General features: G+C 77.4%; 8 protein-coding genes. 5 read left to right on the top strand and 3 right to left on the bottom strand.

The annotated features are described in order from the left end of the window. Positions 1-116 precede the first annotated feature (116 nt). The 3 genes from ACIGZJ_RS34780 to ACIGZJ_RS34770 are packed head-to-tail and all read left to right on the top strand — an operon-like array spanning position 117 to position 4,452. Complete coding sequence (locus tag ACIGZJ_RS34780) at positions 117-1,493, top strand: 2Fe-2S iron-sulfur cluster-binding protein (protein ID WP_396461035.1); 1,377 nt, start codon at positions 117-119, stop codon at positions 1,491-1,493. Continuing rightward, the gene (locus tag ACIGZJ_RS34775) at positions 1,490-3,661 is read left to right on the top strand and encodes a xanthine dehydrogenase family protein molybdopterin-binding subunit (protein WP_396461034.1); all 2,172 of its coding nucleotides are present in this window, start codon (positions 1,490-1,492) and stop codon (positions 3,659-3,661) included. The genes ACIGZJ_RS34780 and ACIGZJ_RS34775 overlap by 4 nt, the downstream gene beginning before the upstream one ends. Before the next feature lie 14 nt (positions 3,662-3,675). Next, a complete protein-coding gene (locus ACIGZJ_RS34770; RefSeq protein ID WP_396461033.1) occupies positions 3,676-4,452 on the top strand; it encodes a class I SAM-dependent methyltransferase in 777 nt (258 codons plus the stop codon). Between the two features lie 49 nt (positions 4,453-4,501). Here ACIGZJ_RS34770 and ACIGZJ_RS34765 read toward each other — a convergent pair whose 3' ends face one another. The 3 genes from ACIGZJ_RS34765 to ACIGZJ_RS34755 all read right to left on the bottom strand — a co-directional run bounded on the left by ACIGZJ_RS34765 (position 4,502) and on the right by ACIGZJ_RS34755 (position 14,062). Further along, on the bottom strand, positions 4,502-7,231 hold the full coding sequence (locus tag ACIGZJ_RS34765) for a LuxR C-terminal-related transcriptional regulator (protein WP_396461032.1): 2,730 nt from the start codon (positions 7,229-7,231) through the stop codon (positions 4,502-4,504). A 59-nt stretch (positions 7,232-7,290) separates the two neighbouring features. Continuing rightward, entirely contained in the window at positions 7,291-10,266 is a 2,976-nt protein-coding gene (locus tag ACIGZJ_RS34760) for a condensation domain-containing protein (RefSeq protein ID WP_396461031.1), read from the bottom strand. 283 nt (positions 10,267-10,549) lie between these two features. After that, positions 10,550-14,062 carry an AfsR/SARP family transcriptional regulator gene (locus ACIGZJ_RS34755; protein WP_396461030.1) on the bottom strand — a complete coding sequence of 1,171 codons (3,513 nt, stop codon included), beginning with the start codon at positions 14,060-14,062 and terminating at the stop codon, positions 10,550-10,552. 269 nt (positions 14,063-14,331) lie between these two features. On the opposite strand from ACIGZJ_RS34755, the gene ACIGZJ_RS34750 reads away from it, so the two are divergent. Together ACIGZJ_RS34750 and ACIGZJ_RS34745 are read left to right on the top strand one after the other, a co-directional pair. Continuing rightward, entirely contained in the window at positions 14,332-15,681 is a 1,350-nt protein-coding gene (locus ACIGZJ_RS34750) for a helix-turn-helix domain-containing protein (RefSeq protein WP_396461029.1), read from the top strand. A gap of 164 nt (positions 15,682-15,845) precedes the next feature. Beyond that, a complete protein-coding gene (locus ACIGZJ_RS34745; RefSeq protein WP_396461028.1) occupies positions 15,846-26,762 on the top strand; it encodes a MupA/Atu3671 family FMN-dependent luciferase-like monooxygenase in 10,917 nt (3,638 codons plus the stop codon). Positions 26,763-26,795: the final 33 nt, after the last annotated feature.

Below are 26,795 nucleotides of genomic sequence, written 5' to 3'. Positions count from 1 at the left end.
GCGGGAACCCGCAGCCGCCGCGGGCTGCGGGTTCCCGCAGTGACGCGCCACGGGCCGCCTGGGAGCGTTCGAGCGGTAATCGACCGCAGCGGCAGGGGAAGACGGGAGGACGCCAGGTGCAGGACAGGCGAGGTGACGGGGTGGAGCTGCTCCGCCCGGCGGACCTGGAGGCCCTGCTCGACGCCCTGCGGCGCGGGGCGGTACCGCTGGGCGGCGGCGCGGGCCTGATGTCGGCGGCCTTCGCCGACGCCTGGGGCCGCACCGCCGTGGACCTGGGCGGGCTCGGGCTGGACGGCGCCGTCGACGGCAGGGTCGGCGCGATGGTCCGGCTGTCCCGGCTGGCGGGGCTGTGCGAGGGGCGTCCGGCGATCGCCCAGGCCCTCGCCGCCACCGGCCACCCCGGGGTACGGCGGCTGATCAGCCTCGGCGGTGTCCTCGGGGCCCGCTCGCCGCGCGCCGACCTGCCGGTCGCGCTGGCCGCCGCCGGGGCGACGGTCTCCGTGCTGGACACGGCCGACGGCACCGTCCGCGAGCTGCCCGTACTGGACCTGTGGGACCTTCCCGGCCCGTTCGCCGTGCTCGCGGTGGACCTGGGGCCGGGCATGCCCGGCGTCTACCGCCGGTTCACCGGGCACCAGGCGATCGCGCCCAGCCTGGTGTCCGTCGCGGCCGTCCGGCGGCCGGACGGCCGGGTCGCGGTCTGCGTCGGAGCGGCGCTGGCCCGCCCGCGCCTGGTCGACCCGGACGAACTGCCTGGCCCGGACGAACTCCTGGACGACGGGGAGGCCTCGGCCGGGTACCGCCACCGGATCATGCGGCTGCTGGTGGCCGAGGCCTGCGAGGCGCTGGCGTCGGACCAGGCGGACCATGCGCACCAGGCAGCCCCTGCCCCCCTCTGCAGGCCCGGCTCACCCTCGCCACTGCCCGCCGCCGCGTCCGCCGAGGCCACCGTCCTGGTCGACGGCGGGGCGCAGCCCGCGCCGGACGGCGCGCGGCCGACCGACAGCCTCGCCTGGTGGCTGCGCGACCGCGGCCACCTCGCGGTCAAGGTCGGCTGCGAGGAGGGGACGTGCGGGGCCTGCACGGTGTCCCTGAACGGCGAGCCGGTGCCGGCCTGCCTCGTCCCGGTGGCCCGACTAACCAACGGCGACCGGGTCGACACCGCCGCGGCGGTGGCCGGCCGGCCCGGGGGCCGGGCGGTGATCGGCGCGCTCGCCGAGGCGGCGGCCGTCCAGTGCGGCTTCTGCACCCCCGGCGTCCTGGTGTCCTGCGGCTCCTGGATGGACCGGCACGGCGCGCTGCCCGCCGACGAGGAGGGGATCCGGGGCATGCTCGCCGGCCACCTCTGCCGCTGCGGCGGCCTGGCCGCGGCCGCCCGGGCCCTGTGCGGGGTCTGCCCCGGCGCAGGGTCCGACGCCGCGTCCGGCGCCGCGCCCGCCACCGAGTGCAGCGCCGCGCCCGCCACCGAGGGCGTCCGGGAGGTGGCGGTATGACCACCCGGCACACCCACACCCGGGACCGGGCCGCCGGACTCGTCCGGTACGTGGTGGACGGCACCCCGCCCGACAGCCTGTTCGCCCGGCTCGTCCGCGCCCGCGGGCCGCACTCCACCGTCGTCCTGGACTGCGCGGCGGCCCGCGCGATCCCCGGCGTGCTCCACGTCCTCACCCCGGACGACGATCCCGGCATCCTGTTCTCCACCAACCCGCACGGCAGCCGCGACGACACTTCGGTGTTCACCCGCGAGGCCCGGTTCCCCGGTGACGTGGTCGGCGTCGTGGTCGCCGAGTCCCGCGCCGCCGCCCGGGCCGGGGCCGCGGCCGTGACCGTCCACGAGCGGCCGCTGCCCGCCGCCCTGGACCCGGCCACCGCGCTCGACCCGGCCACCCCGGCGGCGCACCGCGACCACCCCGGCAACGAGCTGGCCCGCTTCGCCATGGGCTGCGAGGAGGCGGACCTCGCGCAGGCGCTGGCGGCAAGCGCCCACGTCTTCGACCACACCTTCCGGATCGACGCCGGTCCGCACCACTTCCTGGAGCCCGTCGCCGCCATCGCCCGCTGGGACGGCCGGGGCCGCTGCCGGGTGCGGTCGTCCACCCAGTGCCCCAAGCTGAGCCGCCCGCTGCTGGCCCGGCTGCTCGGCCTGGACGAGGCGGAGGTGGAGTACGAACCGGTCGCCGTCGGCGGCTCGTTCGGCGGCAAGGAGGAGTTCCTGCTGGACGCGGTGGCCGCCCTGTGCAGCCGGGCGGCGGGCGGCCGGCCGGTGACCGTCGAGACCGACCGCCGCGAGATGACCGGCGCGTTCCGGCTGCGGCACGCGGCGACCGTGCGGGTGGTGACCGGTGTCGGCCCCGACGGCCGCATCCTCGCCCGGCACGTCGACGCGGTCTTCCAGGGCGGGCCGTACGCGGGCCACTCCCCCAGTGTCACCGCCAACGGGCTCTCGCTCGCGCTGACCCTCTACCCCGCCCCGGCCACCCGGGCGACGGGGGTGTGCGTGGCGCTGAACCGGGTGCCGTCCGGGGCGTTCCGCGGCTACGGCGCCCCGCAGGTGCTGTTCGCGGTGGAGAGCCAACTGGACGCCGTCGCCAGGAGCCTGGGGATCGACCCGGTCGCCCTGCGCGAGCGGAACGCCCTGCGCACCGGCGACCGCGACCCCCTGCACGGCTGGCCGGTCCGCTCGTTCGGCCTCCCCTCCTGTCTGCGCGCCCTCCCGGCGCCGCGGTCCCGCGAGGAGCCTGCCGGCGGGCGGCTGCGGCGCGGCACCGGGGTCGCCGCCCTGCTGAACCTCAGCGGTCTGACCGGCGTGATCGGCACCGACCGGGCCGAGGCGGGCTGCCGGATCGACCGCGGGCGCCTGCGGGTCCTCACCGCGTGCCCCGACGTCGGGCAGGGCATCCACACCGTGCTCGCCTCGGTCGCCGCGGAACGCCTCGGCATCCCCGCGGAACTGGTCGACGTCGAGCTGGACCTCGGGCAGGCCGACGCCGGGCTGTTCGCCTCGCGCGGGTCGTACCTGACGGCCGGCGCCGTCGCCGAGGCGGCCGCGGAACTGCTCTGCCGTGCACGGGAGTTGGCCCCCGACGGGCTGCTCGGACCGGACGGGCTGCTCCACGCGGACCTGGACGGACTGGCCGTCGACGGGGCCTTCGCCGCCCCGGACAACGCGCTGGCCGCCGGGGCCCAGGCGGCCGAGGTGGAGGTCGACTGCGCGACCGGCGTCATCCGGGTGCTGCGCATCGACTCCGCCCACGACACCGGCCGGGTGCTCCAGCCCGCGCAGGCCGCGGAGCAGGTCCGCGGCGGTGTGCTGCAGGCCGTGGGCATGGCGCTGACCGAGGGGGTCCGGTTCGGCCCGGACGGCGCCGTCGAGCAGCCCGCGCTGCTGGCCCAGGGAGTGCCCCGGCCGCCGTGGCGGATCCCCGTCGAGGTGCACCTGGTCGAGGAGCCCCACCCCGTCGGCCCGCTGGGCGCCAAGGGCCTCGGCGAGTCCCCGACGATGGGCGTCGTCCCCGCCATCGCCAACGCCGTGCGCGCCGCCACCGGTGCCGAGCTGGACCACGCCCCGTTCACCCCCGAACGGGTCCTGGCCGCCCTTCGCAACTCGCCGGACCCGACCGTACGGGCCTGGGCCGGCGACCCGATCCCGACCTCCGACTGAGAAGAGGAACCCCCATGGGCCAGAACTGGTCCTCGGACGCCGAACTGGCGACCGACTTCAACGCCTACGACGACCTCACCGAGCAGGCCATCGGCTTCCCCCTGGTGTTCCGGGCCCTCGGCCTCGACCCGTCCGGTCTCGACCCCTCCGGCCCCGGCCACCTCCTCGACTACGGCTGCGGCCCGGGCCGGGTGTCGCTGCTCGCCGCGCAGGCCCACCCCGCCCTGCGGGTCACCGGCGTCGACATCTCCCCGCACATGCTGGGCATCGCCGCCGAGCGGCGCACCCACGAGCGGGTGCACTACCGGCGGATCGACAGCGCCGACCTGTCGTTCCTGCCGGACGACTCGGTGGACGCCGCCATGTCCTGCTTCGTCTTCATCAACATCGGGGACTTGGAGACCGTCCGGGAGGTGACGGCCGAGGTCTTCCGGGTGCTGCGGCCCGGTGCCCGCTACGCCGTGCTGGACTCCAACCCGGAGACCGTCGGGATCCGCTTCGCCACCTTCCGCACCGGCGAGCCGGGGCGCCGCTACGCCGCGGGCGAGACCCGCCGGGTCCAACTCTTCGGCTCGGCCGACACCCTGGAGATCGAGGACTACCACTGGCCGCTGGACGTCTACCGCGACGTCCTGTCCGGGGCCGGCTTCGCCGGGGTCGAGGTCCGCACGCCGGTCCTGGCCGACGCCCTGGCGCTGGGGGCGCCCGTCGTGCCGCTGCCCGGCGGCGACGCGGCGCCCGAGGCGACGCACGCCCCGATGGTGCTCGCGGTCGGCACCAAGCCCGTCTGATCCCGGCCGGTCCGGAGCAGCCTCGCCGGAGCAGTACCTCCGGAGGGACCTATCCCGCGGCCCGCCGGGGACGGGCCGGGACGGGCCGCGGGAGGACCGACCGTCCCCGCGCCGCCATCCGCAGGCCCGGGCCCGCCGGGGCGTCCGCCGGGACCGCCGACCAGGGCGGACGCCGGACCGCCGGACGCTCCGCGGCCACCGGACCGCCCCCCAGGGAGGCGTGCAGCTGGGTGCGCCGGGAGATGCCGAGCTTGCGGTAGACGTTGGTCAGGTGGAACTCGACCGTCCGCTGGGTCACCGTCAGCCGCTCGGCGATCTCCCGGTTGGACAGGCCGTTCGCCGCCAGCTCGGCCACCCTGCGCTCGTGCGCGGTCAGCGCCCAGCCGTGCCCGACCATGCCGGGCGTGCGGCCCTCGCCCGACCGGCCCCGCGGCACGAGGGGGGTCGGGCCCCCCGCTCCGAGGTGCGCCCCCGCCGCCGACCCGGCGTCCAGGTCCTCGCGCTCGCAGGCGGCGGCCTCCTCGGCCCGGCCGAGCGCGCGCAGGGCCCGCGCCGCGGGCGCCCGCCAGCGCAGGACAGGTCGGTGCGCCGGATGCACCGAGGACAGGCGCCGCCCGCAGTCCAGCAGTTCGGCCAGGGCCTCCTGCGGGGAGCCCTCGGCCAGCAGCAGCCCGCCCCTGGCCAGCCGCAGCGCCAGCGCGCCCGCGGTCGACGGGAGCCGCCCGGCCGACCGGAGGCGTTCCAGCATCGCCCGGGCGGACTCGGGCCGGTCGCCGCGGACCTCCAGTTCGGTCCAGACCGCGAGGCTCCGCAGCGCCCACGGCGCCCGGGCCCGCTGCCCGTGGCACTCCAGCACCGCGTCCATCGCGATCCGGGCGTGCCCGGCGGCCCGGCCCTCCTCGCCGCGGGCCAGCTGCACCCGGGCCGCCAGCACGTGTCCCGCCGCCGCGTCGTCCTCGGCGCGGTGGCGCAGCGCGTACTCCAGCGCCTGCTGTGCGCACTCCAGCGCCGCCTCCGTGTCGCCGGTGAACAGCAGGGCGTTGACCAGCAGTTCGTGCTCCCAGTCGGCGGCGTCGGGGCCCAGCCGCGCCCAGCCGGGCGGCCAGCCCGCGGCCGCCGCCGGGTCGGCGGCGGTCAGCAGCGCCAGCGCCCGCCGCACGGCGGACGTCCGGGCCTCGTCACGGTCCTCGGGAGGGCACTGGGCGCCGCCGCCGTGCGGCCGCGTGGACGAACCGCCGTTCGCGACGGCCCCCCTGGTCAGCAGCCGGAGCCCGGCCACCGCACCCGGCGCCGGATCGACCCCGGGTGCGCCGGGCCTTCCGCAGGCGTCCCCGAACATGGTCCGGGCCGTGCGGGCCAGCACCGCGACGCCCTCGGGAGCCTGGGCCTCGTAGACGATCAGGGCCGCGGTGGCGGCCAGCCGCTCGGCGTCGGCCCGCCCGGTGGAGGCGTCGAGCGCCCGGTCCAGCCGGACCAGTGCCCGGACCGGCTCCTCCCCGGCCTCCGCCAGCGCCAGCTCGCAGAGCACCTGCGACCGCTCGGTGTCCTCCAGCGGCTGTTCCAGGGCCGCGCGCAGGCAGGCGACCGGCAGGGCGGTGTCCTCCGGCGGGGCGTCCGCGGCCGCCCGGCGCAGCAGCGGCGCCACCCAGGGCAGCCGTACCGGTGCGCCCGCCAGCAGCCGCCTGGCCACCTCGGCGGGCGGCGCGCACTGCTGGTAGAGCCGCACCGCCGCCTGCGCCTGCCAGCGGGCCCGTTCGGCGTCGGGGACCAGCGCGCGGACCCCGTCCCGCAGCAGCGGGTGCCGGAACCTCGTACCGTCCGCCGTCAGCACGCCCATCGCCGTCAGCACCCGCCGCGGCTCCGCGTCGGTGCCGGCGACCGCCGCGACCTCGCCGACCAGGCGCGGTGCGGCCGGCTCCAGCACGGACAGGCAGCGGGCGTACTCCGCGGCGTCCGGCGACTGGCGCCGCAGTCGCTCGACCATCCGGACGGCCGGCTCGACCGCGCGGACCCCGGCGTCGTGCGGCAGCGGCGGCCCGCTCTCCCGCGCGTCCAGCAGGACCCGCAGCAGGGCCGGGTTGCCGCCGGCGTCCCGCAGCACCTCCGGGGCGGGCCCGACCGAGCCGCCACCGCCACCGCCGCCGCGCGCCGCCGCCAGCCGGGCCACCTGCGGCCCGGTCAGCTCCGGGACGGGCACCTGCCGGGCCCGTGCGAGCAGGTCGGCGAGCGGCCCGGGCGCGGCCCCCCGCTCGGCCGGGCAGCGGGTCACCAGCAGCACCACCGGCGTGGTGACCGGGCAGCGGCTGAGGTAGTGCAGCCAGCGCAGCGACTGCGGGTCGGCCCAGGTGATGTCGTCGACGGCGAGCAGCAGCGGCGCGTCGAACACCAGCTGCTGCACCGCCTCCTGCAGCCGTTCCACGGCGGCGCGCTCCGCCGCCGGGCCCTCCGGGGTGTCCGGCAGGGACGGGTCCGCCGCCCGGTGCCCGAGGAGCTGGCGGGCCACCCCGTACGGGTAGTCCTGCTGGTGCGGCCCGGCGGCGGCCTCGCGGACGGTGAACCCCCGGCGGCGGGCGCGGTCCGCCGAGGCCTCCAGGACGGCCGAGGTGCCTGCGCCCGGCAGCCCGGCCAGGCAGACCACGGCCCCGCGGCCGCCCTCGGCCCGGGTCAGGGCCGCCTCCACCTCGGCGAGTTGGAGGCCGCGCCCGACCAGTGCCGATCCGGTGTGCGCTCCGGTCGGCGGCCGGTCCCCGGGCTGCGGGTCGACGTCTTCCACGAACATCCTGGCTCTCCAAGCGGCGGGGTGTCGGCGTAGGGCGGGCCTGCTCGGCCCGGTGGCGGTCAGTGCGCCGTCGGCGGCCGGACCGGCCCGTGCAGTGCGGACAGCCACTCCTCGACCTGGGGCCGGGTGACCAGGTCGCGCCGGTGGACGACCAGGCCGCGCAGTTCACTGCCGGTGTCGGTGACCCACAGGCTCAGGTCGAACAGCGCCCGGTCGAGCTCGGGCAGGCCCGCCTCGCCGGTCCGGCCGCCGAGGGTGAAGGCCTCCGGCGGGTTGCCGGCCAGGAAGAGGGCCCTGGCGGGCGCGGCCGGGTCGGCGCCGGGCCGGCCGACGCCGCGCACCGCCTCCGTCACCCGGTCCGACGGGACGTTCTGGTGGAGCAGGGCCCAGCGCACGCCCTCGTGCACGGCCTGGACGGTCGCGTCGAGGCCCGCCTCGCGCGGGGTGTCCACGAGGACCGGCAGCAGGTTGACGAAGTTCCCCGTCACCTCGCCGGCCTCGGGCACGTAACGGCCGGGGAACGGGCAGTAGAAGGCCAGTTCCTCGTTGACGATGGCGGGCCGCATGGCGTGCAGGACCTTGGCGCCCGCCAGGACGAAGCTCGTCACCCGGTGCCGCCGCGCCTGCTCGGTGTGCCGCCGGTAGGCCTCGCCGTCGACGGTGAACGGCACCGAGGCGGCCGCCACCGGGCCGGCCGGCCACGGGGAGTCGTCGCCCAGCAGCACCGGCGGGACCCCGTTGGGCAGCCGCTTGCGCCAGAGGTCGAGCAGCTCCCGGCTGCGGTCGCCGTCCAGCACCCGCCGCTCGGCGGCCGCGACCGCCGCCAGCGCGGGCCGGTTGCGGGTCCGGAGGAACGCCTGCTCCTCGGCGGTGTACGCGGCGCCGACGTCCTCCAGGAACCGGGTGTAGGACAGGCCGTCGCAGACCGCGTGGTCGATCCTCAGCACCACGGCGAAGCCCGGCTCCGCCCGGCGCACGCACACCACCCGCAGGTGGCGCCGCCGCCCGTCGCCCTGCGGCGCGGCCCCGGCCGCCGCGGCGTCGGCCAGCTCCCGGTCCGCGATCCGGCGGGCCTCGGCGCACAGCCCGTCCCAGTCCGCACCGCCCAGCTCGACCAGGTCGACCGTCGGCGTCCACTCCTCCTCGCGGTACTGCGGGCCGGCCGCCGGGTCGTCCCGGTAGGCGCTGCGCAGCGCCGGGTTGACCCGGACCGCCAGGGCCACCGCCCGCTGCAGCCGGGCCGGGTCCACCGAGGCCCCGGCGAACCGGAAGACCTTGCAGATGACGCTGACGGGTGTGCCGCCGCCGAGGTCGCCGCGGCGCACGCCCAGGCTCATCCGGTGCGGCAGCGCGGCCCAGCCGTCCGACGGCCCGGGCTCCGGCTGCCGTTCGGGCTCCGGCTGCCGCCCGGGGGCCGGTGCCGTCCCGGCCGTTCCCGCCGCGCGCTGCACCTCGGCGGTGAACTCCGCCAGCCGGGGGGAGTCGAACAGGGTCTTCAGCGACATGTCGGTACCGAACCGCTCGCAGACCCTGGCGACCAGCGCGTCGGCGAGCAGCGAGTGGCCGCCCAGCTCGAAGAAGGAGTCCTCGGGGCGGATCGGACCGAAGCCCAGCACCTCCTCCCAGATGGCGGTGACCGCGGCCAGCGTCGCCGCGTCCAGCGCGGTGGCGTCGGCGCGCCGGCCTTCGGTGTCACAGGCGTCTGCCGGCGCGGTCTCGGCGGTGGTCGCCGACCGCACGGGCGTGGCCGCCACCGCGGTGTCCGGGTCCTCGGCGATGTCCTCCAGGATCCGGACGTAGTCGTCCACCATCGCCGAGACGAGGGTCGGTCCGCAGGCCCCCTGCGGGTCCTTCCAGAGGAGGTGCGTGCCGGCGCTGTCCTTGCGCACCATCGCCGCCAGCGTGAACCCGGCGGTGCTCTCCATGGGCTGGAGGCTCAGCACCGCGTCCGTGTCCGGGCCGGTGAGCCGCACCCGCTGTACGTCCACCCCGTCCCGGGTGGTGGCGTCCCAGAGCTGGAACACCGTCTGGTGGGTGCTGGCCTGGGCCTGCGGGCCGGTCAGGCCGGCCGCCCGCATGATGGCGGGCAGCGGGAGGTCCCCGTGCGACAGCGCCTCCTTGAGCCGGCGGTACGCCCGGGGCAGCAGCTGCGCGTAGGAGTCGGCCCCGTCGACCCGGCAGCGCACCGGCAGGGTGTTGACGAAGTAGCCGACGCTGTCCCTCAGCGCGGCGTCGGAGCGCCCGTGGTACGGGACGAACGCCAGCGGTTCGGCGGCGCCGGTGCAGCGCGCGAGCAGCGCGAAGTACCCGCCGAGCAGCACGGCGGTGTACGAGATGCCGAGCCGGGCCGCGCGTTCGCGCAGCCGGGCCGCCAGGTCCGCCGGGAGGGTCCGCGCGACGGCGGTGTATTGCGGCCGGTCGGCGCCGGCCGGCAGCCGGAAGTCCCGGGCGCCCCCGTCCAGCGCCTCCCGCCAGTAGGCCCGGTGGACGTCCCCGTCCGGGCCGTCGGCCAGCGCCCGGGAGCGTTCCGCGTACGCGGCGGTCGGCCCGGTCGGCGCCTCGGGCAGCGGCTGCAGGTCCGCGTAGGCCCGGCGCAGCGCGTCGAGCACCAGCAGGATGGAGGCGCCGTCGTAGACCAGGTGGTGCACCGCGAGCAGCAGCACCGTCCCGTCGGGGCAGTGCAGCAGGTCCACCCGGGCCAGCGGTCCGCTGCGCAGGTCGAACGGGGACTGCCAGGTGCGGCGCACCGCCTCCTCGCGGGGCTCGTCGGTGGACGACTCGCGGACGGGGATCTCGGGCGCCTCGGACCAGTCCAGGACCGGTCGGCCCTCGTGCTCGGCGACCCGCCCGCGAAGCTGCGGCCAGGCCCGTCCGACGGCTCGCACCGCCCGGGCCAGGCGGTCGGGGTCGATCCGGCCCCGCACCAGGAAGGGCGTCGGGATGATGTGCGTCCACTGCGCCGGATCGCGTTTCCAGGCCACCCACATGGCCTGCTGCCCGACGGAGAGCGGGATGTACTGCGGTGCGGTGTTCACGCACAGTCCTTCCTGGGTGCTGCCGATGCTGCCGGGGTTCCGGGGGCGGCGGGCCTGGCACGCGGCACGGGCGGGGCCCGCGGCGGATCCGGCTCCTGCGGCCCCCGATGGCCACGATTGTGCTGGCGGCGCGCCTGCGGGGGATCGACGCGCGTTCAACACCCGGCCCGGCCCGGGGCGCCGGGCGCGGGTGGCCGGGCCGCCGCGAGGGGTCGGCCCGGGCCGCCCGGCGGCCTGTCGGCCCCGGTCGCGTCCACCGCGTTGAACGGAAGTTGATCGACGGTCAGGCGGACTCTGCGACAGTCCTCCTGTCCACCGCCCCCTGCCCGGAAAAGAGGTGCCCGTCGATGTCCGCCGGCTCCCCGCTCCCCTCCCGCCGCACCCGGTTCACCGCGGCGCTCCTGCTGTCCGGCGCCGCGTTCCTCCTCGGCACCGCGTACGGCGCCCCGGGCGCCGTCGACGGCGGGTCGAAGGTGTCCGCCGCCCCCGCGCCGGGCGGCACCGGGGTCCCGCTCGAATGGAACACCACGGGCTCCTGCGCGAGTTGCACCGGCAAGGCCGCCGAGAAGTGATCCCAGGCCCCGACGGCCGGGGCCGCCACGGCCGCGGCCCGGTCGGCCAGGGCCGCCGGGCGCGGCGGCTGCTCGGCCGGACAGCTCCGGCACTGGCCGTACGGTTCGCCGGCGCGTGACGGGTCGGGGACGCCGCCCGGACTCGGCCGCCCGCCGGCCCGCACCGCCTCGCCCATCCCGTCGAGCAGCCGCTGCGCCTGCGCCGCCTCCGGGAGGTCCAACTGCCGGAGCAGGTCGAGCGCCTGGCCGCAGGTGAGGCGGGCCTCCTCGGACCGGCCGAGCGCGGTCAGCGCCCGGGAGAGCGCCAGCAGGGCCTGGCCCTCGTCCCGGCGGGCGCCGGTCTCCCGGCAGAGCCGCAGCGCCGTGTCGGCGTGGCCGACCGCCTCCTGGGTGCGGCCGACCGCCCGCAGGCTGTCGGCGAGCTGGTAGCGGGCCCGGGCCTCCCGCCCCCGCATGCCCGTCCGCTGGGACAGCGCGATGCACTCGCGGTACCGGGCGATCGCCTCGTCATGGCGGCCCGACTGGTGCAGCGCCAGGCCCAGTACGTACAGCGCGTAGCCGGCGGACGCCGGGTCGGCGCGGGTGTCCGGCTCCGCGAACACCTGCTCGCAGGCCTCGACGGCCTCCTCCGTCCGCCCGCTGCAGGACCGGGCCAGCGCGGCGTTCAGCCTCGTCGCGGTCGCCCCGGAGCGGTGGCCGAGCTCGTGGGCCAGGGTGATCGCCTCGTCGAAGCAGGCCACCGCCTCCTCGTAGCGGTGCTGGAACTGCGCCACCATCCCGAGGTCGTTGAGGGCCTGGCGGAGGATCGCGGTGTCCCCGGCGATCCGGCACAGCTCGACCGCCTGCCGGGCATGGGTCTCGGCCTCGGCGAGCCGGGCGGCCTGGAGCGCGAGGTTGCCGTTCAGGAACCGGGCCCGGCCCAGCGTCCTGGCGTCGTCCACCTGGTCCGCCGCGGTCAGCACGGCCCGGGCGCCGCGGGCCAGCAGCCCGTGCCGGACCTCCCAGCCGAACGGGGTGAGGGCGATCAGCAGGTCGGTGGCCTCGCTCAACGCCCGGCGGCCGTACTCCTCGCCGCCCCGGGCGGTCTCCTCGGCGGCGGCGACCACGCCCTCGAACTCGGCGACCGCCCAGGCGCGGGCCGCCCGGGCGTCGGCCAGCGGCTCGCCGGCCGAGCGCGCCGGGCCGAGCATCCCGCTGACCGGGTCGCCGGGGACGGCCTGCTGGAACGCGGAACAGGCGGTGGCCAGCAGGAAGTCCAGCCACCTGGTCCGGGCCGCGACCGCCTCGCCGGGCCGTTCGCAGCGGGCCCGCTGCCGGGCGAACACCCGCAGCAGGTCGTGGTAGCGGTAGCGGCCGGCGGCCGGGCTCTGCAGCATGGCCGCGTCGACCAGCGACTCCAGCAGCTCCTCGGCCTCGGCCTCGTCCGCGTCCACCAGCACCGCGGCGGCGGGCACCCCCACGTCGGGCCCGTCCGCGAGGGAGACCAGGCGGAACGCCCGGGCCTGGGCGGGGGTCAGCTGGCGGTAGCCCAGCTCGAAGGCGGCCTCGATGGCCAGGTCCCCGACCCGCAGCTCGGCGATCCTGCGCCGCTCGTCCGCGAGCCGCCGGGCGAGCGACTCCAGCGTCCAGCTCCGGCGGGAGGCCAGCCGGGTGGCCAGGATCCGGACGGCCAGCGGGAGGAAGCCGCAGGTGGCCAGCAGCTCGACGGCGGCCTCGGGCTCCTGGTGCAGCCGCTCCGGGCCGGCCAGCCGGCCGAGCAGTTCGAGGGCCTCGTCGGGGGTGAAGACGTCGAGGTCCACCTCCAGGCCGGTGGGGAGGCCGAACAGCCTGGTGCGGCTGGTGGCGATCACGGCGCAGCCCGCCGAGCCCGGCAGCAGGTAGCGCAGCTGTGCGGCGTCGCGGGCGTTGTCGAGCAGGACCAGGACGCGTCGGCCGTCCAGGGAGGACCGGTACAGGGCCGCCCTCGCCTCCAGCCCGTCCGGTATCGCGTCGGCCGGGGTGCCCAGGGCGAGCAGGAAGTCGGCCAGCACGATGGACGGGTCGGCCGGCTCCTGGTCGACGCCGCGGAGGTCGGCGTGCAACTGCCCGTCGGGGAACCGGCGTCGGGTGCGGTGGGCGACGTGGACGGCCAGCACGCTCTTGCCGACCCCGCCCATGCCGGCGACGGCCACGACGGCGGGAGCGCCGCGTCCGGCGCCGGTCAGCGCCTCGCACATCCGGGCCGCGGGCGCGGTGCGGCCGACCAGGTCGGCGGTCTCGGCGGGGAGTTGCGCGGGTGCGGGCAGTGCCACCCGGAACCCGCGCCCGGGTGCGTCGGCGTGCGGGGACGGCCGCTCGGCCGGGGCCGGCGCCCGCTCGTCGGGCGCGGTCGGGGTGGTCGGCGCGTCCGGTGCGTCCGGTGCGTCCGACGGCTCGGAGGCGTCCTCCCCCCGGGCCGGGCCGAGCAGGCAGGGATCGCCGGCCAGCACCCGCCGGTGGATCCCGGTCAGCTCCGGGCCCGGGTCCAGGCCCTGCTCGGAGATCAGCCGCTGCCGGATCCGCTGGTAGACCTGCAGCGCCTCGGTCTGCCGGCCGCCCGCGAACAGCGCCCGCATCAGCAGCCCGTGGGCGCTCTCGCGCAGCGGGTTCTCGGAGACGAAGGCGGTCAGGTCCGGGACGGCCAGGGCGTGCCGGCCGAGCGCCAGCGCCAGGTCGAGCCGCTGCTCGATCAGGGTGAGCCGGAGTTCGGTGAGCCGGGCCCGCTGGCGCTTCGCGAAGGGCCCGGGGATCTTGGCGAGCGGGTCGCCCCGCCACAGTGCCAGGGCCTGTTCGAGGAGGGCGTCGGCCTCCTCCAGGCGCCCGGCCGAGCGGGCCCCGGCCGCCCGGCCGACGAGGTCCTCCGCCTGCCAGAGGTCCAGGGAGTCCGGCGGGACGAGCAGCCGGTAGCCGTCGCCGGCCGACACCAGGACCACCGGCGCGACGGAGCGGTCCGGCTCCATCAGCCGCCGCCAGCGCCATGCGTAGGTCCGCACGGTGGTGACCGCGGCATCGGGTGGCGACTCGCCCCAGAGCGCCTCGACCAGGCCGGCGATGGTCGAGGACCCGTTGGGGCTCAGGAGCAGCACGGCCAGCATCGCCTGCTGCTGCGGGGTCCCCACCGCGAGCTGCACCGAGCCGCAGTGCGCCCGCAGGGATCCCAGCACGCCGAACCCGAGCCCGCGCGCCTGGAAACATCGTTCGTCCACCTGTGCTCCGTTCATATATGCAGGACTTGGCATGTCCCCGAATGGTTCCCGCGGAGGAATCCCCGTCGACCGGGCGCCCGCGTCCCGCTCCCACCGGCCTTCCCCGCCGGTGCCCGGCGATCTACATCCGTTCAACCCCCGGATCAACGGACGGCCGCACGGATTCCCGCGGATTCCCGCTGGTCCCCGCCGGGCGGAGCAGCGCGGACGCCTACGGAGACGGTCATACTAAGTTCAGTCATAATCTGCAGTCACAGGGGGAGTTCAGCGTGGAACACCTGCAACGGCTGGGCGCCGGGATCCGGCGGCTGCGGCGCGCCGCCGGCCTCTCCCAGACGGACCTGGCCGGACCGGACTTCTCCCCCAGCTACATCTCCCTGCTGGAGTCCGGCAGACGGACGCCGTCACCCGACGTCCTCCTCCGGCTCGCCGCCCGGCTGGGCTGCGAACCGGAGCACCTCGCCAGGCTCCTGGACCGCGCCGACCGCGGCGAGCTGGAGGTCGAACTCCAGCTCGCCGACGCCGCCCTGGAGCGGGACGGCTCCCCCGAGGCCGCCCTCGACCGGTACCGGTCCGTACGGGAGCGGGCCACCGGCGCGGACCTCAGGGACCTCGGGCTCGCGGCCGACCTGGGCACCGCCCGCGCCCTGGAGCGGGCCGGCCGGTTGACCGAGGCCGTCGACCGCTACGAGCGGCTGCGGACCGCCGCCGCGCAGTCCCAGGGCCGGGTCTCCCGGCTCGCCGTCGTGGTGGCGCTCTGCCGCTGCTACCGCGAGCTGGGCGACCTCGACCACGCGCTCACGCTCGGCGAGGGCGCCCTGGCCGAGGTGGAGCGGCTCGGGCTGGTCCCGACCCAGGTGGGGGTGGAGCTGCTGGCCTCCCTCGCCGCCCTGCACTGCGAGCGGGGGGACGTCCACCGCGCCCGGCAGCTCACCGGCACCGCCGTCCGGCTCGCCGAGTCGGTCGGCACCCCGGGGGCGCTGGGTGCCGCGTACTGGGGCGCCGGGCTCGCCGCACACGCGGGCGGCGACCCGGGGGACGCCCTGCCGCTGCTCAGACGGGCGCTGGCGACCCAGCCGGCGGGCGAGCACGAGCGGGTGGCCGGGCGGCTGCGCGTCCTGCACGCCGAGGTCCTGCTCGGCCTGGACCCGCCCGAACCGGCCGCCGCCCGGGCCGAACTGGCCGCGGCGGCGGCACCGCTGGCCGGGCACGGCTCTCCCGCCGACCGGGCCGCGCACGCCCTCGCCGCCGCCCGGGCCGAGCTGTTGCTCGGCGAGTCCGCCACCGCCGCCGAGCTGGCCGGCCGCGCCCTCGCCGTGCTGCCGCCCGAGGCCGGACCCGAGCGGGCCCGGGCCCTGCTGCTGATCGCCGAGGCCCGGACCGGTAGCAGCGCGGCCGCCCCGGCCGTCGGCACCGCCCTGCGGCAGGCCGCCGAGGCGCTGACCGGGGCGACCCGCGGCCGTCGCGCCGCGGGCGCCTGGGCCGAACTGGCCACCGCGCTCCACCGGGCCGGCGCGCACGAATCGGCCGCCCGGGCCTTCCGGCAGGCGCTGCGCTGCCACGGCCACCGACTGCCGGAACCACCGCCCGGCGAGGGCGCCGAATTCGCCGACCGGTAACCCCCTTTCCGGCCGGGAAAACGAACGGCCGGTCAATGCCAAAAGTCACGGACCCCCTTCCGGGAAACTCGCGTTGACACCCAATTCGGCCGCCCGGAGCGGCCTTTGACGGCCCGGTCGCACCGTGGTCTCATCGTGGTCGCTGGCCGACCGAGGGAGACCTGATGAGCCGGATACCACTCGCGCTGAGCCACGGCGAGCCCATCGATCTCACCGCCGACGATCCCCGCACACTGCCCGAACTCCTACGGCTGGCGGCGGTCCGCTTCCCCTCGGCCGCGCTGGTGACCCTGGACCGGCAGGGCGGGGCCCACACCGTCCGCTACCCGGAGCTCCTCGACACCGCCGGGCGGCTGCTCATGGGGCTGCGCCGGCACGGCCTCGCCCCCGGGGACCGGGCGATCCTGGTCGGCCTGCCCCCGGCCGACTTCTTCCCCGCCCTCTGGGCCTGCCTGCTGGGCGGCGTGCAGCCGTTGGCGATCAGCGAGCCGGTGGAGAGCGCCGAGCTGCACGCCGGAACGGGCCGGTTCGTCCACGCCTGGCAGCGGCTCGGCCGCCCGCCGGTCCTGTCGTCCGCCACCGGGGTCGCCGCGCTCACCGCGGCCGGGATACCCGCCATCGACCCCGGCTCGCCGACCGACCCAGGCTGGCTGACCGACCGCCACGGCACCGACCCGCACCGGCCGGACGGCGCCGACACCGCGCTGCTGATGCTCTCCTCCGGCAGCACCGGCCAGGCGAAGGCCGCCCGGCTGACCCACCGCGGCCTCGCCGAGTTCGGCCACGGCTCGCGCCGACTGCTCGGCTGGCAGCCGGGCGAGGTGGCGCTGAACTGGCTCCCGACCGACCACAGCGGCGCCCTGCTCCTCTACCACCTGCTGCCGCTCTTCACCGGGACCACCCAGATCCACGTACCCACCGACCTGGTGCTGGCCGATCCGCTGCACTGGCTCGACCTGATGGACCGGCACCGGGTGAACCACTCCTGGGCCCCCGCCTTCGGCTACCAGCTGGTCCGCGACGCGCTGGCCAGGCGTCCGGAGGCCGACCCGGACCTCTCCGCCGTCCGCACCCTGGTCAGCGGCGGCGAGCAGATCACCCCCGGGCTGGTCCGCGGATTCCTGGCGGCGACCGCCCGCCTCGGCCTGCCGGGCGACTCCTTCGTGCCCGCCTGGGGCATGGCCGAGACCTGCACCGGCATCACCATGGGCCGGTTCGGCGCCCCGGGGGGCACCCACCGGATCCGTCGGGCCAGTCTGGCGGGCGCGCTGGAGTACGCCGGACCGCAGACCCCGGACGACGAGTGCGTGGAGTTCGTGTCGGTCGGCCGCCCGGCCCCGGGCACCACCCTGCGGATCGTCGACCCGCGGGGCGAGGTGCTGCCCGAGGGCCGGATCGGCACCCTCCAGGTCGGCTCGGCACGGGTGACCCCGGGCTACGTGGACGACCCGGCCGCCGACGAGCGGGCGTTCCCGACGGGCGACTGGGCTCCCCGCAGCTGGCTGGACACCGGGGACCTGGGCTTCCTCCGCAACGGCGAACTGGTGGTGACCGGACGGGACAAGGACATCGTGATCCTCAACGGCCACAACCACCTCTGCCACGAGATCGAGGAGGTCGCGGCCTCCGTCGAGGGCGTGCTGGCCGGCGCGGTGGCCGCCTGCGGCCTGCCCGGTGCGGGGAGCGGCACCGAGGCCCTGGGGGTGCTGTTCGCACCCGATGGCCCCGCACCCGATGGCCCCGCATGCGACGACCCCGCGCGCGAGGCGGCGGCGACCGCGCGGGCGATCCGCGCGGCGCTGTTCACCCGGCTCCGGCTGACCGCCGCGGCCGTCGTCCCGGTGGCGGCCGCGGACTTCCCCCGCACCTCCAGCGGCAAGGTGCTGCGCCGGGCCGCCCGCGAGATCCTGCTGGCCTCCGGCCCGGACGAACCACCGGCCCCTGCGCAGCCGACAGCCCCTGCGCAACCGCCTCTCGCCTCGCAGCCGCCTCTCCCTCCGCAGCCGCGGCCCGCGCTGGACGCCGTCCGCCGAACCGTCCGCGAGGTCCTCGCCGCGCGGTCCGGCGGCGCTCCCGACGAGGGCCCGGGGGACGCCACGCCCTTCCACGAACTGGGGCTCGACTCGGTGGCGCTGGTCCGGCTGCACGTCGGGCTGGAGCGCGCCCTTGCCGTCGGGTTCCCCCGGACAATGCTCTTCGAGCACCCCACCATCGCCTCGCTGGCGGCCGCGCTGGACGGGCTGCACGCGGCCCCGGCGTCCGCCACCGGGAACGCCGCCGGCACCACCACGGCCGGGACCACCACCGGGACGGCTCGAACGGCAGCACCGACAGACGCACCGGAGCCGCCCGACCGACGGGTCGCCGTCATCGGCATCGCCCTGCGCTTCCCCGGCGCCTCGGACCCGGAGGGCTTCTGGGCCGACCTTCGGGCCGGCACCCGGCGCATCTCCACCTTCAGCGAGGCCGAGCTGGCCTCGGCCGGCCTCACCCCCGAGGACGCCGCCGATCCCTTGCTGCGGCCCTTCGGCGGGGTGCTGGACGACGTCACCGGCTTCGACCACCGCTTCTTCGGCATCAGCCCGCACGAGGCCGCCCTCACCCACCCCGCCCACCGCCTGTTCCTGGAGTGCGCCTACCACGCGCTGGAGGAGGGCGGCTACGCCGACCCCGCCCGGGCCGAGCGGATCGGCGTCTTCGCCGGGTCCGGTATGAACCTGCTCGACTACCAGGGCGACGCCGGCCGCCCGCCCGCCGATCCGGGTCTGGCCATGCAGTCCTCGCTGGGCGCGGCCCCGGACTTCCTGGCGTCCCGGGTCGCCTACCGGCTGAACCTGCGCGGCCCCGCGGTCGGCGTGCAGACGGCCTGCTCCTCCTCGCTGGTCGCGGTCCACCTCGCCGTCCAGGCCCTGCACAACGGCGATGCCGAGCTGGCCCTGGCGGGCGCGGCGGCGGTGCACCTGCCGCAGCACTCCGGGTACCGGCTGCACCCCGGCAGCGTCCTGTCGCCGAGCGGTGCCTGCCGTCCCTTCGACGCGGCCGCGGACGGCACCGTCGGCGGCAACGGGGTCGCCGTCGTGCTGCTCAAGCCGCTTCGCCGGGCGCTGGCGGACGGCGACCGGATCCACGCGGTGATCGCGGGCTCGGCGGTCAACAACGACGGCGCGGCCAAGATCGGCTTCACCGCGCCCGGCGTCACCGGGCAGACCGAGGTGATCGCGCAGGCCCTCGCCCGCGCCGGCGTGCCCGCCGACGGCATCGGCCACCTGGAGGCGCACGGTACCGGCACCCCGCTGGGCGATCCGGTCGAGTTCGCCGCCCTCGGCGCCGCCCTGCGCAGCCCCTCGGGCCGCACGGGCTTCTGCACCCTCGGCTCCGTCAAGGCGAACATCGGGCACCTGGACACCTGCGCCGGTATGGCCGGTCTGATCAAGTCGGTGCTGATGCTGCGTCACCGCACCCTGGTCGCGATGCCCGGCCCGACCACCTGGAACCCCGCCCTGGAGGCGGCCGGCAGCCCGTTCGTCCTCGCCACCGACACCCGCCCCTGGCCGGCCGGCCACGGACCGCGGCGTGCCGGGGTGAGCGCGCTCGGCGTCGGCGGCACCAACGCCTTCGTCGTGCTGGAGGAGGCGCCCGAGCCCGTCGGGCCCGCCGCCGCCCCCGCCGGCGGGCCCGCCGTGCTGACGCTGTCGGCCGCGGACCCCGAGGCACTGCGCGACCTGGCCGCGGAGCTGTCCGGCCGGCTGGCCGCCCGGCCGCGGACACCGCCGGGCGCCGTGGCGGCCGAACTGGCCCGCCGCCCCCGGTACACCCACCGGCTCGCGGTGACCGGTCGGACCGCGACCGGACTCGCCGAGGCGCTGGACACCTGGCAGCGCACCGGCGCCACCCCCGCCGGGCACCACGGCAGCGTGCCCGCGGAGGGGTTCGGCACGACGGCCTTCGCCTACTCCGGCCAGGGCGCCGACCCCCGGCCGCTGCTGGCCCTGCTGCGCACGCACCCCGCCCCCGGACGCCTCCTCGCGGAGTGCGACGAGGAGTACCGGCGGCTCACCGGCACCGGACTGCTGGACCGCCTGGCGGCCGCGCCGCCCGGCCCGCTGTCCACCGAGCTGGCCCAGCCCGCGCTGTTCGCCGCCCAGGCGGCCGCCACCGAGCTGTGGCGCGGCCGCGGCCTGCGACCGGAGCACCTGCTGGGCCACAGCATCGGCGAGTACGCCGCGCTGTGGGCCGCGGGCGGCATCGGCACCAGGACCGGCCTTCAGCTGACCGCGCTGCGCGGACGGCTGATGCAGGGCACCGCACGCGGCGCGATGCTCGCCGTGCGGGCCGACCCCGCCCTCGCCGGGCGGATCGCCGCGGCGACCGGACTCACCGTGGCGGCCGAGAACGCGGCCGACGGCCAGGTGCTCTCCGGCCTGCCCGGGGACGTCGACCGGGCCGCGGCCCTGCTCGACGCCGAGGCGGTGGCCTGGCGGCGGCTGCCGGTGGACCGGGCCTTCCATTCGGCGCTGCTCGATCCCGTCCTGGCGGAGTTCCGCCGCGAGGCGCAGCGGTGCGAGTACCTCCCGATCCACACCTCGTTCGCCTGCGGGCCGGACGGCACCGTCCTGCCGCCGGGCACGGTCCTCGGGGCGGACCACCTGGTGGCCCAGCTCCGCGGCCCGGTGCGGTTCCGGCGGATGCTGACCGCGCTGGAGGCGGCGGGCTGCCGCGGCTACCTGACGATCGGACCGGACGAGGAGCTGGCCGGACTGGGCCGCAGGACCACCCGGGGCCGCCCGTGGACCGCCTCCCAGCGGCGCGCCCTCCCGGCGGAGTCGGGGGACGCGCTGGCGCAGGCCGAGCTGTACTGCCTGGGCGCTCCGCTCGGGCTTCCGCGCGAGGGCGGGCCGTCGCCCGATCCGCTGCCGCGCTACCCGTTCCGGCGAACGGACGTCCCGTACTCGCGCGGACCGTCGTCGGCGCAGCCGTTGCCCCCGGAGCCGTCCGCCCCAGTGCCGTCGTCCCCCGAGCCGTCCGCCCCAGTGCCGTCGTCCCCCGAGCCGTCGTCCCCCGAGCCGTCCCGGCCGGGCGGCCTCGCCGCCGCCTCCGGCGTGCCGCTGGCCGAGGTCATCGCGCTGACGGCCGGCCATCTCGGCTGCGCCCCGGGCGAGGTGGCACCCGACGACACGTTCGTCCGGCTGGGCGCGGACTCGCTGACGCTCGCCGCGATGGGCCGCGAGCTGACGGAGCGCTTCGGCTCCCGGGTGGCGCTGCGCGACCTGTTCGACTCCCTGGACACGCCCCGCAGGCTGGCCGCCGCGCTGGCGCCCCACCGGCCGGCCGCTGCCGCTGCGGTTCCCGCCGTTGACGCCGCCGCCGCTCCCGCTGTCGGGTCCGCGCAGTCCGACCCCGTCCAGGCACTCATCGCCCAGCAGCTGCGGCTGGGCGACCGGATGGCCGACCTGATCGAGCGCCAGCTCACGCTCCTGGGAGCCGGCCCGACACCGTCCCCGGCGCCGCCCGCACCGGTCACGCTCCCGTCGCCCGCGCCCTCGCCGTCCCCGGTTTCTGCGCCAACCCCGGTGCCGGGCCCGTCGGTTCGGGGCTGCGACTTCAGTCTCTACTTCTTCGGCGACTACCCGGAGCAGGACGGCCGACACAAGTACGACCTGGTCCTGGACGCCACCGCCTACGCCGACCGGCAGGGCTTCCACACCGTCTGGCTGCCCGAACGGCACTTCCACTCCTTCGGGGCCCTCTTCCCCAACCCCTCGGTGCTCGCCGCCGCGCTCGCCACCCGCACCACCCGGATCCGGCTGCACGCGGGCTCGGTCGTCCTGCCGCTGCACCACCCGATCCGGGTCGCCGAGGAGTGGTCCGTGGTGGACAACCTCTCGGACGGCCGGGCCGGCCTCTGCGTGGCATCCGGCTGGCACGCACGGGACTTCGCGCTCGCCCCGGAGGGCTTCGGCCGGCACCGGGAGCTGATGTACGAGCGGCTCGACACGGTGCGGGCGCTCTGGTCCGGAGCGTCGGTCGGCGCGACGGCAGGCGACGGCAGGCCCGTCGACGTGGCCCTGTTCCCCCGGCCGGTGCAGGCCGAGCCGCCGCTGTTCGTGGCGGTGGCGCAGAACCCGGACAGCTACCGGGCCGCCGCCCGGAACGGGCTGGGGGTGGTCACCAACCTGATGTCGCAGTCCGTGGAGCAGCTCGCCGAGAACATCGCGATCTACCGCGGCGCCCGGGCCGAGGTCGGACTGGACCCGGCCGCCGGCCGGGTGGTGGTCCTGCTCCACACCTACCTCGGTACCGACCGGGCTGACGCCCGGGCCGAGGCCCGCGATCCCTTCTGCGCCTATCTGCGCTCGTCGATGGCGCTGCTGGGCCAGTTCGCCAACAGCCTCGGGCTGGCCGCCGACCTGGAGCGCACCCCGCCCGAGGACCTGGACTTCCTCCTGCAGCGCGCCTACGAGCAGTACTGCGCCGACCGGGCGCTGATCGGCACCGTGGACAGCGCCGCGCCCGTGGTCGAACGCCTGCTGGCCGCCGGGGTCGACGAGATCGCCGGCTTCGTCGACTTCGGCCTGAGCCGCGAGCGGGTGCTCGACGGGCTGGTCCGGCTCGACGAGCTGCGGCGCCGTTTCACCGCCGCTGCCACCGAGCCCGAAGCCGCAGCCGAGCGCGAGCCCGAGGTCGAACCCGAGGCCGAGGCCGAACTGCCGCTCTCGCCCGCGCAGCGCGGCGTCTGGTTCATCGAACAGCTCGATCCCGACAGCACCGACTACCTGGAGCCGCGGGCGATCCGGCTGGACGGCCCGCTGGACCGGGCCGCCCTCGACGCGGCGCTCGACCTGGTGGTGCGCCGGCAGCCGGCGCTGCGTACCGCGTTCCGCCAACGCGACGGCGTGCCACGGCAGGTGGTCCAGGCGCAGGCCGCACTGGACTGCCCGCTGGTGGACTGCTCCGGCCGCTCCGAGGAGGACGCGGTGGCCGAGCACCTCGCCGAGCTCGGCGCCGAACCGCTGGACCTCACCCGGGCACCCCTGGTCCGGGCCCGGCTGCTCCGGCTGTCCGCCCGTCGGCACGTCCTGCTGCTGCTGACCCACCACCTGGTGTTCGACGCGGCCTCGCTGCACATCCTGGGGCAGGAGCTGGCCACCCATCTGCGCGCGTGGCCGCACGCGCCCGCACCGCTGCCCGCGCTGCCCGCCCGCCGGCCGGAGAGCCGCTCGGAGAGCCGCCCGGAGAGCCGGCCGACCGCGCCCGACCGGCTCGCCTACTGGCGCCGCCGGCTCGCGGACGCACCCGCCCCGGCACTGCCCACCGACCGGCCGCGCTCGGAGCGCCCCCCGGTCCCCGCCTGGCTCTCCCACAGCTTCGGACCGGCCACCCGCCAGGCCCTGCACGGCTTCGCCCAGGGCAGCGGTGCGACGCCGTTCATGGCCGTCGTGGCCGCCGTCGGCACGGTCCTCGCGAGGTTCGGCGGCCAGGACGACCTGGTGCTCGGCACGGCCGTGGGCAACCGCCCCGCCGACTGCGACGGGGTGATCGGCTTCTTCGTGGAGACCGTCCCCCTGCGCCTCGACCTGGCCGGGGATCCGGCCTTCGCCGAGCTGCTGGACCGGGTCAGGACGCTCAGCGCCGACGCCTACGACCACGCGGTGCCCTTCGACGAGCTGGTGCACGCGGTCAACCCCGAGCGCGGGGCCGGCCGCAACCCGCTCTTCCAGGTGATGGTGGAGTACGAGGCCCCGGCCGAGCCGGGGTTCGACGCGGGCGCGCTGCGCGGCGAGGTGGTCGACCTGCCCAACGGACGGGCGCCCTTCGACCTCAGCCTCTGCCTGTCGTACCGCGACGGCCTGCTGCACTGCCTGGCGCACTACGACGCGGCGCTGTTCACCGAGGAGACCGTGCGCCGGATCCTGGCCTACGTGGAGCAGGTGCTGGAGCTCGCCGCCGAGGATCCCGTCGGCCGGAGGCTGTCCTACCTGACGGCGCCGCCCGCGGCCGAGGCCCGCCTCCTGGACGGCTTCGAGAACCACCCGGACGCCGCCGCCCCCGGCGGACCGGACCTCCCGGAGCTGCTGCACCACGCGTTCGAACGGCAGGCCCGCCGCACGCCCTCGGCACCGGCCGTGGTCGACGCCGGGCAGCCGGTCGGCTACCGCGAACTCGACCTGGCCGCCGAGGCATTGGCCGCCCGGCTGCGCGGCGCCGACTGCACCGGGGCCGGGGTCACGGGGGCGGTGGTGGCCGTCTGCCTGCCGCGCGGTGTGCCCGCGGTGTCGGCGGTCCTGGCCGTGCTCAAGGCCGGAGCCGTGCTGCTGCCGCTGGATCCCGCCCAGCCCGCCGCCCGGCTGGCGCACATGCTGACGGACAGCGGAGCGGTCCTGCTGGTCACCACGGCCGCGGCGGAACCGGCGGGCCTGCGCACCGCCGTACCCGGGCTGCGGGTGCTCGACCTCGACGACGAGCCCGCCCGGCCCACACCGGACACCGCCCCGGACACCGCCCCGGCCGGCGGCCCCGACGACCCGGCGCTCTGCCTCTACACCTCCGGCTCCACCGGCCGCGCCAAGGGCGTGCTCCTGCCGCACCGCGGACCGGTCAACCTGTTCCGCTGGTTCCGCCGGACCAGGCCGCGACTGCGGACCCTCCAGTGGGCGTCCGCCGGTTTCGACCTCAGCCTCTTCGAGCTCTTCACCACCCTCGGCTCGGGCGCCGCCCTGGTGCTGCTGCCCGAGGAGGACCGCTACGACGCCCACGCGCTGGCCGACGCCGTACGCCGCAACGGCGTCCAGCGGCTCTGCCTCACCGCGAGCGCCCTGGCCCATCTGATGGAGGCCGAGCCCGAACTCCCCGAGCTGCGCGAGCTGGTCTCGGTCGGCGAGCGGCTGCTGCCCACCCCGGCCCTGCGCCGTTTCCTGGCCGCGCACCCGCACTGCGCCCTCTTCAACGAGTACGGCCCGACCGAGGCCTCGATGATGGTGACCTCCCACCGGGTGGACCCGCTCGACGACGCCCCGGCCGTCGGCCGCCCGGTGTCCGGGGTCGCGGTCCGGCTGCTGGACGGCGCCGGGCGGAGGGTCCCGCTCGGCGCGGTGGGCGAGATCCACGCGGGCGGCGCCGCGCCGGCCCTGGGGTACCTCGACCGGCCCGGGGAGACCGCTGCCGCCTTCGTCCCCGACCCGCTGGCGCCCGGCTCCCGGCTCTACCGGACGGGGGACCTGGGGCGCTGGACGGCCGCCGGGGAGCTGCGCTACCTCGGCCGGCGCGACGACCAGGTGAAGATCCGGGGCGTCCGGATCGAGCCGGCCGAGACCCGCCGGGCGCTGCTCGCCCTGCCGGGCGTCCGCGACGCCGAGGTGGTGGTCCGCACCGGTCCCGACGGCGGGCCGAGGCTGGTCGGCTACCTGGCGCTCGGCCCCGGCACCGATCCGGCGGAGGTGCACGCCCGGCTTGCCGCCCGGCTGCCCGGCCCGTTCGTCCCCGGTGCCTGGGTCCGGCTGGACCGACTGCCGCTCAACGCCGCCGGCAAGCACGACCTGGCCGCCCTGCCGGAGCCCGACTGGGCCGCGGCCGAGGGGGGAGCCGAGCCGCTGACGCCGGCCGAGCACGCCGTGCACACCGTCTGGTGCGAGCAGCTGGGCCTCGGCTCGGTGCCGGTCGACCGGTCCTTCTTCGCCGTGGGCGGTCACTCGCTGAGCGCGGTCCGGCTGCTCGGCCGGCTCCGCGCGGAGCTCAAACTGGACTGCTCCCTCTCCGACTTCCTCCGGCAGCCGACCGTCCGGGCGCTGGCCGGCCGCCTGCCGGCCCCGGGAGACGAGGGCGCCGAGCTGTCCGGCGTGCAGCTGCGGATGTGGCGGCGGCACCGGACGCATCCACGGCCGGAGGTCTGCAACGCGAGCGTCCGCCTCGACCTGACCGGGGAGCTCGACCCGCAGGCCCTGGCCGACGCCCTCGGGCTGCTGGCCGGGCGGCACGAGGCCCTGCGGAGCCGGTTCACCGAGACCGCCGAGGGGCCCCGCCGACACGTCCCGGCCGAGGCCCGCCCGGAGGTCCGGGTGGAGGAGGTCGACCCGCAGCAGGTGGACGCCTGGTGCCGCGGCCTGGCGGACCGGCCGTTCCTCCCGGACGAGGCGCCGTGGTGGCGCGCCGGGCTCGCCCGCCTCGGCGAGGGCTCGTGGACGCTGGTCATGACCTTCCATCACCTGCTCGTCGACGGCTGGTCGCTGGGCGTTCTGCTGGCCGAGCTCCCCGCCCTCTACACCGCGGCCGGCGCCGGCGCCGAACCGGACCTGCCGGAGCCCTCGGTGCCGTACCGCGACTACGCGACCTGGCGCACCCGGCAGACCTCCGGCGCCGCCCGAGCCGAGCTGGAGGGCTTCTGGCGGGCCGAACTCGCCGGAGACCCGGGCGGCCCCCGCCTCCCCCGGGACCTCCCCCGCCCCGCCCGGCCCTCCGGCCGCGGAGCCGTGGTCGCCACCGCCCTGCCGGCCGCCGCGACCGAGCGGCTCCGCCGGCTGGCCGCCGAGCAGGGCAGCACCCTGGCCGCCGTGCTGGCCACCGTGTGCGCCCGCTGGCTCGGCGGGCTCTGCGACCAGTCCGACCTGGTCATCGCCCTGTCCAGCGCCAACCGCCCGGACCCGGCCCACTTCCACACCGTCGGCATGCTCGGCGGCCCCGTCCCGCTCCGCCTGTCGGCCGACCCGCACACCCCCTTCGACGCCGCCCTGGCCCGGACCACCCGGTCGCTGTTCGCCGCGCTCGAACACCAGGCCCTGGCCTGGGACGAGGCGGTCGCCGTCATCCCGCCCCCGAAGGAGGGCGAACCGCCGCTCGACGCCGTGATGCTGACCGTGGCCGACACCGCCGGGCCCTCCGTCCGCCTGCCCGGCCTCCGTACCGAACTCCGTACTGTGCCCAGCGCCGGGGTGTCCCGCACCGATCTCTACATCCGCGCCGAACCCGGCCCGGACGGCATCCGCCTCTGGTTCGAGTACAGCACCGACCTCTTCCGCCCCGACACCCTCACCGGCTGGGCCGCGGAGTTCACCTCGGCACTGGAGCGGACCGCCGACGCCGCCGACTGACGCCCGGCCGACGCCGGGGGCGCCGACGGCCGG

The organism is Kitasatospora sp. NPDC052868 (assembly GCF_044547105.1).
Taxonomy (GTDB): Bacteria; Actinomycetota; Actinomycetes; order Streptomycetales; family Streptomycetaceae; genus Kitasatospora.
The sequence above is the reverse complement of the archived record's forward strand: the minus strand, read 5'-3'. Positions and strand labels throughout refer to the sequence as shown.

Excerpts from the sequence above, each read along its gene's own strand:
- ACIGZJ_RS34765 (WP_396461032.1), bottom strand. The coding sequence starts at position 7,231 with ATGTTCGTGGAAGACGTCGACCCGCAGCCCGGGGACCGGCCGCCGACC.
- ACIGZJ_RS34745 (WP_396461028.1), top strand. The coding sequence starts at position 15,846 with ATGAGCCGGATACCACTCGCGCTGAGCCACGGCGAGCCCATCGATCTC.
- ACIGZJ_RS34770 (WP_396461033.1), top strand. The coding sequence starts at position 3,676 with ATGGGCCAGAACTGGTCCTCGGACGCCGAACTGGCGACCGACTTCAAC.
- ACIGZJ_RS34775 (WP_396461034.1), top strand. The coding sequence starts at position 1,490 with ATGACCACCCGGCACACCCACACCCGGGACCGGGCCGCCGGACTCGTC.